8 protein-coding genes are annotated in these 12,263 nt (G+C 59.5%); all 8 read right to left on the bottom strand.

Annotated elements, in window-relative coordinates; all coding sequences use genetic code 11:
- Positions 1 to 215: 215 nt before the first annotated feature.
- Positions 216 to 2,396 (bottom strand): hypothetical protein, encoded by a 2,181-nt coding sequence (locus ACESWY_RS10100; RefSeq protein WP_270226398.1) that lies wholly within the window; start codon positions 2,394 to 2,396, stop codon positions 216 to 218.
- Between the two features lie 183 nt (positions 2,397 to 2,579).
- Positions 2,580 to 4,469, bottom strand: coding sequence for a carbon starvation CstA family protein (locus ACESWY_RS10095; RefSeq protein ID WP_373094333.1), 1,890 nt, complete (start codon positions 4,467 to 4,469; stop codon positions 2,580 to 2,582).
- 792 nt (positions 4,470 to 5,261) lie between these two features.
- Positions 5,262 to 7,646 carry a tRNA (adenosine(37)-N6)-threonylcarbamoyltransferase complex transferase subunit TsaD gene (gene tsaD, locus ACESWY_RS10090; protein WP_373094331.1) on the bottom strand — a complete coding sequence of 795 codons (2,385 nt, stop codon included), beginning with the start codon at positions 7,644 to 7,646 and terminating at the stop codon, positions 5,262 to 5,264.
- Positions 7,633 to 8,139: a tRNA (adenosine(37)-N6)-threonylcarbamoyltransferase complex ATPase subunit type 1 TsaE gene (tsaE, locus tag ACESWY_RS10085; RefSeq protein ID WP_373094329.1), complete on the bottom strand. Its 507-nt coding sequence runs from the start codon at positions 8,137 to 8,139 to the stop codon at positions 7,633 to 7,635. Before tsaE ends, tsaD begins: the two co-directional genes overlap by 14 nt.
- Before the next feature lie 12 nt (positions 8,140 to 8,151).
- On the bottom strand, positions 8,152 to 8,772 hold the full coding sequence (locus ACESWY_RS10080; RefSeq protein ID WP_373094328.1) for a uracil-DNA glycosylase: 621 nt from the start codon (positions 8,770 to 8,772) through the stop codon (positions 8,152 to 8,154).
- An 8-nt stretch (positions 8,773 to 8,780) separates the two neighbouring features.
- Entirely contained in the window at positions 8,781 to 9,926 is a 1,146-nt protein-coding gene (alr, locus tag ACESWY_RS10075) for an alanine racemase (protein WP_373094326.1), read from the bottom strand.
- Between the two features lie 2 nt (positions 9,927 to 9,928).
- Complete coding sequence (locus ACESWY_RS10070) at positions 9,929 to 11,545, bottom strand: NAD(P)H-hydrate dehydratase (protein ID WP_082222952.1); 1,617 nt, start codon at positions 11,543 to 11,545, stop codon at positions 9,929 to 9,931.
- A complete protein-coding gene (gene acpS, locus ACESWY_RS10065; RefSeq protein WP_373094323.1) occupies positions 11,546 to 12,085 on the bottom strand; it encodes a holo-ACP synthase in 540 nt (179 codons plus the stop codon).
- Between the last annotated feature and the right edge of the window lie 178 nt (positions 12,086 to 12,263).

Below are 12,263 nucleotides of genomic sequence, written 5' to 3'. Positions count from 1 at the left end.
CAGGCCCCGCCGACCGATTGCAAGCGGTCGGCGGGGCCATTGTGGCTCTTGACAGCGGATTGGGTCATATGAGCGAGAGGGGCCCTGGTATGGCAAGGTGACGTGAAACAAGGCGGCGCTGACCTTCTGGTCGCGCCGCCGAAGTTGAACGTCAGATTGCCGTGCCAGGGCCCCTCGCAGCGTCAAGAAGACCGCCGTTCGGTAGAACGGCGGAGCTAATTGTTCAGCATGCGGTCGAAGCTTCCCGAGTCGCCATCCCGATAGTCTGCGGTCATCAGGATCTCCTGCGGAATGCGCCCGCCTTCACGTAGCACGTTGCGGAACTGCACGCGCGTAACCATGGGCAGATCCTTGATCGTCGCTGCCAGGTTCTGCGGCACGCCCTGGTTGGCAGCCGCGGGCTCGCACTCGCCGCCGGCCTTCACGCGACGCTTATGCTCGGCGAGCATGGCGCGGTACATGCCGGCATGCAGGCGAATCTCAACCACATTGGCATTGCGAGCCTGTTCGACGATGCGCGCGCCCTCGCGATCGATATCGCCTACGTAGTAGACGTAGTTAAAGCGATAGCCAATCTCAGCCAGATAATCGTCCAGGGCATGCGAGACGCTCGCCTTGCATCCGCCGCCAAAAATCACGCCGCCCACCTTGATGCCAAAGAGCTTGGCGTGCTTGCGGCCACGCAGCAGCTTGACGATCTCGTCGTAGGTGTCCAGGTTCTCGACCATAATGAACGGCTTGTCGGCGCCCAGCGTAAAGAAGCCCGTAAAGTGCACGGGGCGATTGGGGGCGACCTTGATCGCCTGCATGCTGATGCCCTTTTCGGTCATACGCCTGATCAAGCGCTCACCGTGCTTGCCGTCAAAAGCCTTCTCGTCGTTAAAGATCTGGTAGGCACGCTGGCGGCGCGAGGCAACCGGCGTATCGGCACCTCGGTTCTGCTCGATCCAAGCCTGGATGATTGCGATTTCCTCGGCAATCTTGCGGTTGGACATCTCGTTGTGCTGAGTGCGCCGCGGAGCCTTTTTGCCGTCCTTGCCCTCGACCTTTACGATCTGTGTCTGCTGCTCCTTGATCTTAGAGAGCGCCGTGGGCGTAGGGACAACTTTGAGCAGCTGCCTGCCTAAAACGCGGGCAAGGGCAAACGCCGAGGCCTCGCCGTGAACGGCCGACTTGGGCTGCTGGGCAGCAGTATCTGCTGCGGCAGACTCCGGCTTCCTCTGAGACTTGCGCTTAGAATCGCCTTGGGAATTGCGCTCGCGCTTCGGCATAGACGCCTGCTTCTGCGGACGAACGGACTTGCTCTCCTTCGCCGGCTGGCGCTTAGGCTGCCCCGAAGAAACCTCGGCCTTCGCATCCTCGTTCTGCGGCGTGGTCTTCTCGGCCGCAGTCTCGGCATGGGAACTGCGGCCCCCACGATGGCGACGGCGGCGAGGCTTGCTCGACGCGCCCTGCTCCGTCTGCTCATCAGTAGGCTGCTGGCCCTTGGCCTCGGCATCAACCTCAAGCTGCGGCTCAACAGGCTTTTGCTCGCGAGCCACCGGCTCAACGGCCTTCTCGTCCTTCTCGCCCTGAGTGGTCGAAGCCGGTTCGCTCTTCTCCTGACGCCTTACGGGATACGCGCGCCCCGCAAAACCACGTCCGGGACGGCATGAACCCGGAGCCTTCTTGACCGGTTCATCGGACGCGTCAGCAGCCTCGACGGAATCCTGGACCTCGCATGCAATACCTCGCTGCTCGGCCTTAAAGTGGGCACCGCGGCGACGCTTGGGCTCCTGGATCTCAGCATGCTCTTGAGTGCGAGTCGGCTCCTGCATCCCGACGGACTTTTCCTCGACGGCCTCAGCATCCGTCTCACCCTTTTGAGCAACGGCGCGACGGAAGCGCTCCTGCTGGGCGCGGCGCTGCGCATCGCGCTTGCCACCCCCGCCAAAACCGCCGCGTCCTGCCTTGGCCGTAAAGGCACGCACGACGTTCTCATCGAGCAACTCATCAGTATCGACATGCTCACGCGGAGCAGTTTCTTCCACAGCAGGCACGTCAGCGGAATCCTCGACGACAAAATCCTCGACGGACTCGGCAGGCTGCTCCTGGGCATCGCGGATCTCGGCATTGATGGTATAGAACGCCGGGCGCCCGTTAATGCCGCTACCCTCGATCTTGGTCACGATATTTGCCGCGATAAGTTCATCGCGCATCGCCTTGGTGTCACATTCCTTATCGACGGAGCGGAAAATTTGCGCCAGCGCACTCGACTTAATCTTGAGCGCCTTGCGGCAGAGCAGGTCGTAGGCAACCAGCTTGGCACGCTCGGCAGAAAGCGACGTCTGGCTGCTCAGACGTTCAGCCAGGGCATCGACATTATTTTGGTTATCGGAATATACCGTCTTGGCCACGGGGCCCCTTTCATATGTACACATATACGTCTATATGGTACAACGCGCGCCCTTATCCACGCAAAACATCTGCGAGAACACTCGGGCGTCGCCCGCTTTTGCATGAAAAAAGACCGAGTCCGCGTCGTTGCGGACCCGGTCTTTCCGAGTCATATGGATGGAACGGCTAGCCCATCAAGCTGACTAGGCCTTGGCAGCCTCGGCGTCGACAGGAGCCTCGGCGGCAGCGGCGCGGCCGTACTCGGCCTTGCCCATCTCGGACCACTCGGGCTCCTCGTCGGGCATGGAGCCAGCCTCCTTGCCGAAGAACTCCTTGAGGCAGTTGACGGCGACGATGAGACCCAGGACCATCAGCAGGACGGCGAAGACGAGCTGCAGGCCCTTGGTGGCGGCGACGGAGACGGCGGCCGTGGTGGCGGTAGCCGGGATGGTGCCGAAGAAGCCGTAAGCCTGGACAGCGGCCATGCAGCCCATGGCGCTCTGGACCAGCGAGGTGAAGGTGCAGCAGAGCAGGAAGACGACGGGCACGTAGAGCATCCAGCCCTTGCGGCCGGTACACTTGCAGAACACGGCGAGGGTGATCATGGTCATGCCGCCGAGCAGCTGGTTGGAAGCACCAAAGAGCGGCCAGATGTTGGCATAGCCACCAAAAGCGAGGGCGAGACCGGGAAGCAGGGTAACGACCGTGGCGAACCAGGGGTTGCCGAGGACCTTCATGTAGCCGGCCTTGGACTCGATGGCCAGGGCATCGTTGGTCTGGGCAAAGAACTCGGAGAACGAAGTGCGGGCGATGCGGGCGACGGCGTCGAGCGAGGTCAGGGCCAGAGCGGAGACGTTCATGGTCATAAAGACGGTAGCGAGCGTGCCGTCAACACCGAAGGCCTGCATACCGCGGGAGATGCCGGCGGCGAAGATCTGGAACGGGGTGGAAGCGACGCCGGCGTTGAGGGCGCCGGTACCGGCGGTATTCATGTCGGAGAACATGATGCCGGCGACGATGATGGCAAGGATGCCAACGAAGGACTCGACGATCATGGCGCCGTAACCGACCTTGACGGCGTCCTGCTCCTTCTCGACCTGCTTAGAAGAGGTGCCGGAAGAAACGAGGCTGTGGAAACCGGAGAGAGCACCGCAAGCGACGGAGACGAACAGGACCGGGAACATCATGCCGGAGGCAGTGGAGAAGCCGGTGAAGACCGGAGCGGTGATAGTAGCCTGACCGTTGACGCCCAAGACGACGATGCCGAGGACAGCGCAGACGATCATGACGATCATCATGATGGAAGTGAGGTAGTCACGCGGGGTCTTGAGCATCTGGATGGGCATAGCGCCAGCGAAGACCAGGTAGACCATGACGACGGCGAACCACTGGAACTTATCCAGGTAGACCGGGAACTGCATACCGACGGCGAACATGAGGACCATGAGGACCACGCCGGTGACGAACTCGGCAGCACCGGTAAGGTTGAACTTCTTCTGGGCCCAACCAAAGGCGATAGCGACGAAGGTGAACAGGATGGAGATGGTACCAGCGCAGCCGGCGGCATAGGACTTGGTGAAGTCGATGGCACCGGTAGCAGCACCAGAAGCGTCAACGGCCGGGGTGAACATGAACGTCTTGCAGACCATGTCGGTGAAGGCGGCGATGACGATGATGCAGAACAGCCAGCAGAACAGCAGGAACAGGCGACGGCCGGTCTTGCCGATGTACTTCTCGATGAGCTGAGCGAGCGACTTGCCGTTGTTCTTCATCGAAGCGTACAGAGCACCAAAGTCGTGGACTGCACCAAAGAAGATGCCGCCGACGAGGACCCAGAGCACGACGGGCAGCCAGCCAAAGGCCATGGCGACGATCGTACCCGTAACAGGACCAGCACCGCAGATCGAGCTGAACTGGTGCGAGAACGCGGTGAAGGCGGAGACGGGCGAGAAGCTGTTGCCGTCCTTCATGCGCTTGGCCGGCGTGAGGGCCTCTTTGTCAACGCCCCACTTGTTGGCCAGCCAGCGGCCGTAGCCCAGATAGCCGCAGGCGAGCACCGCCGCGGCCACAACCATGAGCAAAACTCCGTTCATTACATTTCCTCCTCTAAAAAGAACTTCCTAGACATAAAAAATGAGGGCCGTCGGTTGCGCTCGACGGCCCTCATCTTCATCAGCCGCCCGTTATCGTACGGGCTAGCTGTATGTGCTAACCCGCATCAGATAATTACTACGCTGATAATGTTTAGCTGATGCGTGAACATGTCTAAGAAATCCTCTTCAATCATGATGCGAACGATCCGTGCGTGTTCACATCCCCCAGTGGTTGAAAAGGAGTATGAAACTTTAGTTACCTAAAGTCAACGCAAATATGTAATGAATTTTCAACTTTTTTTGAATTTCTCGGTATAAAACGCCACTGACCTCGGACTTTACCCCACGACAGTTTTTGCATGAGAGATGCCCCTCGGGAGCGGGCGGGCGTATGCAAGGTTTCCTGCTCTACAGTCCTGCTCGCACGGAGAGCACATTAAGTGCTCTCCGGCTCGTGCGGAACTCGCGATAAACCTTGTATACGCCCGCCCGCTCCCGAGGGGCTCCCATCCCAAATGCGGAGCAAAGCTCCGCACGCCAACTTTTTCTTTCAGCTAAAGAACGCCGGAAATTCGACGCTGGCTTGTTAACCTTGCTGGACGTTGTCGACGCCAAACCAGCTCAGAAGCTATATCGACACAGAAAGGTCCCCGGACGGAGGGGCCGGATATAAGGTTTATCGCGAGTTCCGCACGCAAAGAAGGCCACTTAATGTGGCCTTCGTCTTGCGCAGGACTGTAGAGCAGGAAACCTTATATCCGGCCCCTCCGTCCGGGGACCGCGCCGTACCAGCTACAGCGTCATGTTTGGATCGGCGTCGACGTCGAACGGCGAGATTTCACCTCGGTCGAATTTACGGCGAGCGACCTCCGCGATCATGGCTGCGTTATCGGTACAGGCAGACAAGGGCGGCACCGTTACGCGAATCCCCTGACGCCCAAGCTTCTTGATCATCATCTCGCGCAGATGCGGGTTGGCCGAGACGCCGCCGCCGATGCAGTATTCCTTGCATCCGGTAGCGTGCAATGCGTTTTTGGCCTTCTTGTACTGCACGTCAAAGACAGCTGCCTCAAACGAAGCTGCCAGATCGGGCGGGTGAATCGTGCGCCCGGCCTTGGTCTCCTGCTCGATGTAGAGCGTCACGGCCGTTTTAAGGCCCGAAAGCGAGAAACGATAGTCTCCCCTGCTGTTGAGCGCACGGGGGAAATCAATCGCGCGGGGATTGCCTGTCTCGGCCAGCTTGGAAATGATGGGGCCACCGGGATAGCCCAGACCCAACGCCTTGGCTACCTTGTCGAAGGCCTCGCCCACAGCGTCGTCGAGCGTCTCACCGAGCACCTCGTAGTCGCCCCACGCCTTCACGTGCACGAGCATGGTGTGCCCACCCGAGACAAGCGTGAAGATAAACGGCGGTTTGAGGTCGGGTTGCGCCAGCAGGTTGGCAAACAGGTGCCCCTCCAGATGGTTGACGCATATGAGCGGCTTACCGGCAGCGTAGGCAAAGCCCTTGGCGAAGGCGACGCCAACCACGAGCGCGCCCACCAGGCCCGGACCCTGCGTCACGCCCACGGCGGCAAGCTCACTTGGTGCAATGGCTCCGCCCGTAAGGCCCAGCGATGCTGCGGCATCCTCGAGCGCCGCATCCACGACACTCACAATCACCTCAACGTGTTTGCGCGAGGCGATCTCGGGCACCACGCCGCCAAAGCGGGCATGAAAATCAATCTGTGTCGACACCTGGTTGGCCAGCATATTGCCATCCGCATCGATAATCGCCACGGCCGTCTCGTCACAGGAACTCTCGATAGCGAGCACTAGGCGGCGGCGCTCAATTTCGGCACGCTCCCCCTCGGAGCGCCTAGGCGCAGGTAGCGGCCATACGCGCTGCTCTGCCGCCGTCGGCTCGGGCGAAGCATTGTCGACCGGAAGCACCAGGGGCAGCGAAGCCGTCATGACGATGGCATCTTTGCCAACACCGTAGTAACCGCGGCGACGGCCAGCCTCGGTAAAGCCCAGAGCGTTATAAAGCGCGATCGCTCCCTCGTTGCCGTCCTCGACCTCGAGCGAAGCCGTGGTGCAGCCGAGCATCTGGGCATCATAGCTCACATGCGACAGCAGCTTGCGGGCAATGCCCCCACGGCGATGTGCCGGGTCGACGGCGACATCCAGAATCTGCACATCACCGTCCACGACCATACCGCCGGCAAGGCCCAGCAGCTTGCCGTCGTCGTGTGCCACCCACCAACTACGCGGCGCAGCGACGTCCTCGCCCAGTTCGGACAGGAACATGCCCGGCGTCCACGCCTTGTGTCCGGCACCTTCAAAGCAGGTAGCCTCTAGCGCGCTCGCGCCCTCGGCATCCGCCGCGCCCATGGGACGGAACTGCAGATGACGACCGGCGAGCTCATCGGCAACGCCCGTAATTTCGCTCTGCGCACTCTCGGCAAGACCAAGACGCTTGCGCTCGTTTTCCTCGGCATCAGAAAGGCGCGTGTAAATCGGCAGGACGCGAGCCGGATCGCCGTCACCCGCAGCGTGCGCGAGCAGCAAGCCCTCGCCCGAAGGCCACCACAGGTCGCGCTCCACGCAGCGGGCGGTCTCGTCCTCACCCAGCAGCTTGCCATAGCGCACGAGACCGTCACCGGTCAGCTGAACCTGGTCCCAGTCCGCTGCTTGGCGCCACTCATCGAGCGCCACGGCGGCCTTGACCACGTGTTCGCGCTCAAATTGACGCTCGGGACCCTCATCGACCAGCATATACAGCGCCGGATATACCTCACCGCGCATAGCATCGGCCAAGATACCAAGCTTGCCGCGCACGCCAGCCTTCCACGCCGTCCAAGCGCAAGCGTCGAGCGTCGACACGCCCAGCAGCGGAACATTGGCACCACGCGCGAGGCCCTTGGCAGTGGAGATGCCGATGCGCACACCCGTAAAGGACCCCGGGCCGCGGCCGACCACATAGCAACCAACATCGCTGCGATCCAGACCGGCTTGAGCCAGCACGCCATCAACGGTATTCACGAGCTCAACGTTGGCGTGACGGCGACACATGTGGTCGCTACTCACGAGCTTCGTCTCGCTCGTCTGCCCATCAATCCAGCTTGCCGCGCAGGCAAGCATGTCGGTCGAGGTATCGAGCGCCACCACCAGCGCGTTGTCGTTATGCAAGCTCATCTTGTACAGCCTTATCAATCAAATGGGAAAGCTCCATTGCGCGGTCACCGTGCGCCTCGAACGTTATCGTTCGCACATCGCTGTCGCCCTCATCACGCTTGAGCGTCACCGAAAGATACTCATCCGTCAGCTCGTCTTGGAATTGTTCGCCCCATTCCAGCAGGCAAGCACCCTCATAGCCCAGCACATCGAAAATGCCCGTATCCTCGAGCTCGTAGGCATGCTCCAGGCGGTATAAATCAAAGTGAAACAGCGGAATACGGCCTTGATCGTGAACGGCCATGAGCGCAAACGTAGGGCTCGTAACCATATGCCCATCGCCCAGCCCGCGCGAGACGCCCTTGGTAAAGTGAGTTTTGCCCACCCCCAGGCCACCGGTCAGGATGAGCACATCGCCGTCCTCAAGGCACGGTGCAATTAGCTCGCCAAAGTACTCCGTATCGGCAGCGCAAGTCGTTTTGTAAGTACCTACCCCCAGGCGCTCCAGGGACATATATGCTCCTTATTATTCCGAGGCGTCCTCTGGTGCGGGATGTCGCTCCAGATAGTCGCCCAGCATCTTAAAGTCTTCCTCCAGCAGTTCCTGCCACGCCGGATTGCGTAGCGCTGCTGCCGGATGGAACGTGGGCATTACTACAAAATGCCCCATCTGGTGGAACCTGCCGCGCAGCTTAGTAATGCCAATCTCGGTCTTAAGCACAAAGTGCGTCGCGGGGTTGCCGAGCGTCACGATAATATCGGGCCAGATGCTTCGAATCTGCTCACGCAAAAACGGCGAGCAAGCCAGCACTTCCTCGGGACGCGGATTGCGGTTTCCCGGAGGGCGGCACTTAAGCACGTTGGCAATGTAGACGTCTTCGCGTTTGAGCCCCGCCAGCGACAAAATGCCGTTGAGGTCCTCGCCTGCCGCCCCCACAAAGGGCTCGCCCTGCAAATCCTCATTGCGGCCCGGCGCCTCACCGATAAACATCACGCGAGCGCGGGGGTTTCCCACGCCAAACACGATATTGTGACGCGACTGGTAGAGCTGGCAGAGGTGACAATCGCCCAGAACGGCCTCAATTTCCTCGAGTACAACCTCACGTGGTGCCTGATGGGTATGGCCGGGGATGTGCATGACGCCCATAGCGGCTCCTACACGTAGACCTTGTCGAGACGCATGCCAAAGCCGCAGGCGACCTCGTAGTTAATCGTTCCGCGCAGTCGGGCCATCTCGTCCATAGTGATCTCGGCATCGCCATCGCGGCCGACAATGATCATCTCGTCACCATACTCGGCCTCGGGAATCTCGTGTGCCGGGTTGGACTGAATGGCGACCATAAACTGGTCCATGCAGATATTGCCAACCTGATGCACGCGCTCGCCGCGATACAGCACATCCATACGATTGGAAAGTGTACGCGATAGGCCGTCGGCATAACCGATCGGCAGCGTGCAGATCTGAACGCGCGTACGCGGTACGCGGTAGGTAAAACTGTAGCCCACGCCCTCACCCATCGCAGGGTGTGCCACGCGCGTCACGCGCGCATGGACGCTCATAACGGGATCAAGCTGCATCACGCGGCCGCTCAGCTCGCACGGCTGCATGCCATACAAGCCAACGCCGGCGCGGATCATATCAAAATGCATCGAGGGGTCGAGCATCGAGGACGGCGTGTTGGCGCAGTGCACGATACCGCACTCAAAACCCGCATCCTTAATGGCCTGAACGGCCTCGGTAAAGCGCTGACACTGCAGCTTGTAGTCCCAGCCCGAAGGTTCATCGGCCGTGGCGAAGTGCGTAAATACGCCGTCGCACTGAATACCGCGATGGAAATTTATACCGCGGACAAAGTCGAGCACCTGCGTGTAGTGAACGCCGATACGATTCATGCCCGTCTCGATGGCGAGATGATACTTGCCCACTTTGCCCGCCGCGACGGCACATTCGCCATACGCAAGAGCAAAGTCAGACGTATAGACCGAAGGCATGATATCAAACTCGAGCAACGTCGGAATGGCCTCGATAGGCGGCTCGCTTAGGATGAGGATGGGCTTCGTAATCCCGCCCTGTCGGAGCTCAACGCCCTCGTTAACCGTCGCCGCGGCAAACATGTCGGCACCGGCCGAATACATGATCTTGGCGCACTCAACAGCTCCATGACCATAAGCATCGGCCTTGACCACGCAACACAGGCGCTGACGTGGATTCAGCAAGTTCTTATAGGCCCTCGTGTTGCGACGGAGCGCCCCGCGGTCGATCTCGACCCAGGACCAGCGCGTCAAATCGGCTTTATTCATGATTAGTCATCCGACCCTTCGTCCATGATTCCCAGATCTTCGAGCGCATCCTTTGCCGCCAGTTCCATGGCAGGACCGATCAAGTCGATAAGATCGGTCGCGATGACGCTCTTCTCACCATACTCCGTCGCCGCGGCAAAACCGGCGTAGCTGTGAAGTGCGACGGCGTACGAATACAGCAACTCCCAACGATCCATCTCGTCGCGCATGGTGGCAAGCGTGCCGGCCAAAATACCCGCGAGAACATCACCCGAACCGGCAGTTGCCAGAGAAGCCGGACCCGAGAGCGGCAGCAGTACACGCTCAACGCCACAGATAGCCGTCGTCGGCCCCTTGGCAATGACCACCAGATTGTCGGAGCCTGCAGCCCAGACAACCTTCTGCGCGGCTGCAATCGCGGTACCAAGGTCGTTCACCTCGTCACCGGCAACCAGACGCGAAAGCTCACGATAGTGCGGCGTCATAACCAACGGCTGCTCGCGACGATACATCTCGGGGTTACTATCAATACCGTCAATGGCAATCTTAGCAAGGCAGTTGAGTGCATCGGCATCCAAAATAAGCGGTACATCAAGCTCGAGCAAGCCCGAAACCACCTGCATAGCGCCGGCAGACGTCGTCATACCGGGACCGCACAGTACGCAGCTGTACTTCTTTGCAATCTCGCACACCGTCATGCGCGCAGCGGCGCCAAAGGAGCCGCGGGAATCAGACGGAATAGCAAAGACGGGAATCGAAGGAAGTGCCATGCGAATAAGATTGGCGCAGGCGTCAGGAGCCGCGACTGCCACGTAACCAGCACCCGCGCGAGCTGCAGACTTGGCCGCCATAATGGCAGCACCAGGATATTGCGCAGATCCGGCGACAATAAGCACAGAGCCACGGGAATACTTATCGATATTCGTAGGAAGTGGAGCAAAGTAATCAACTAAGTCACCGGGCTCGACAATCTCAGCGGCGTGGTCGACATCATCGATGACCTCGTCAAGACGGTCGTAAAGATTGCCGCAGATCAAATCGCCAGCATACTCAGGGCCATCAGCGCTATACAAACCAATCTTGGGCGCAATCATCGTCACCGTATGCTCGGCACGAATGCAGTCGTCATCAACAACGCCCGTCTCGGCATTCAGGCCCGAGGGGACATCAATGGATACGACACAATCGGCGCATTCATTGACCGTAGGAATCCAGATGGAGAACGGCGCACGCAGATTCCCGTGAAAACCGGTACCAAAAATGGCATCGACAACAACATCGGCCTTATCAATCAAAACCTCGAGTTCGTCACGCGAAGGGCCGACGCAAACGTGCACATCGCGGCCGGCAGTACGACGAGCAACATGACGTGCCAGAGCAGCAGGAATCTCATCCGGTTCAACCGGAGAAACGATATCCACGTCCACACCCTTATGGCTCAGGATATCGGCGGCAACCCAACCGTCGCCGCCATTATTACCAAAACCGACCAGAACGAGAACCCGATCGGGATTGAGCTTCAAGACCTCGTTGGCGGCAAACTCACCCGCTAGCTCCATAAGCTCGGCCTTCGAAGTCCCTTCACGTTCGATGATATCCTCGAGACGAACGACTTCTTCGGTACTCAAAACCGGTTTCATCTATGCTCCTAGCGTATCTTGCGAAGCATCGCCCAGGTGCTCCGTCAATGCTGAATTCTGCAGCTGCTCAAGCTCATCTAAAACAGAGCGAGCCTCTTTAAATGTCTGCGCAACGCGTTTCTTGGTGCTCACCTTTTCATCTTTTGGCTTAGGCCGAGCATCTTCGGTAATCGCGATGGCATTCGCAACGGCCAAGTCTCCCGTAAGCGTAATGGAAAGAGCGACCTCAACAACGCCCAGTTCTTGAGCGATCTCGAGAGCACGGCCCGAAAGCAGCGCCTTCGGTTTGCCGAGTTTATCACGCGTTACCGAAACATCCTTGCGACCCACGCCTTGACTAAAACCCGTGCCGAGAGCTTTAAGCACCGCCTCGCGCGAAGCAAAGCGGCTCGCATAGTGAGCGACGGGGTGCGATGACGCATCGCAATACGCACGCTCTTCTTCGGTAAACACACGCCGAGCAAACGACGGCGTCTTTTCAAGAATTGATTTCATGCGGGAAATCTCGACGATATCAACGCCGATACCAGCTTCAGCCATGTTCACCTCCATATCGCACAGACTAAGTTATTGTAGCCCGTTCACAGAAGATGCGACAAACGAGGGTTATAAAACACAGCTACTATGTGAGACAAAAGCCCGTAAACGCAAAAAGGGGGAGGCCGCGAGGCCTCCCCCTTCTCAGTTCAAGCGTACGGCTCGGTGCCGTCCACCGGTC

The organism is Collinsella aerofaciens ATCC 25986 (assembly GCF_964237925.1).
Lineage (GTDB): Bacteria > Actinomycetota > Coriobacteriia > Coriobacteriales > Coriobacteriaceae > Collinsella > Collinsella aerofaciens_BJ.
The sequence above is the reverse complement of the archived record's forward strand: the minus strand, read 5'-3'. Positions and strand labels throughout refer to the sequence as shown.

What these genes read in the sequence shown, in the direction of transcription:
- alr (WP_373094326.1), bottom strand. Translation starts at nt 9,926, where the DNA reads ATGAATAAAGCCGATTTGACGCGCTGGTCCTGGGTCGAGATCGACCGC.
- ACESWY_RS10095 (WP_373094333.1), bottom strand. Translation starts at nt 4,469, where the DNA reads ATGAACGGAGTTTTGCTCATGGTTGTGGCCGCGGCGGTGCTCGCCTGC.
- tsaE (WP_373094329.1), bottom strand. Translation starts at nt 8,139, where the DNA reads ATGTCCCTGGAGCGCCTGGGGGTAGGTACTTACAAAACGACTTGCGCT.
- ACESWY_RS10080 (WP_373094328.1), bottom strand. Translation starts at nt 8,772, where the DNA reads ATGGGCGTCATGCACATCCCCGGCCATACCCATCAGGCACCACGTGAG.
- acpS (WP_373094323.1), bottom strand. Translation starts at nt 12,085, where the DNA reads ATGGCTGAAGCTGGTATCGGCGTTGATATCGTCGAGATTTCCCGCATG.
- tsaD (WP_373094331.1), bottom strand. Translation starts at nt 7,646, where the DNA reads ATGAGCTTGCATAACGACAACGCGCTGGTGGTGGCGCTCGATACCTCG.
- ACESWY_RS10070 (WP_082222952.1), bottom strand. Translation starts at nt 11,545, where the DNA reads ATGAAACCGGTTTTGAGTACCGAAGAAGTCGTTCGTCTCGAGGATATC.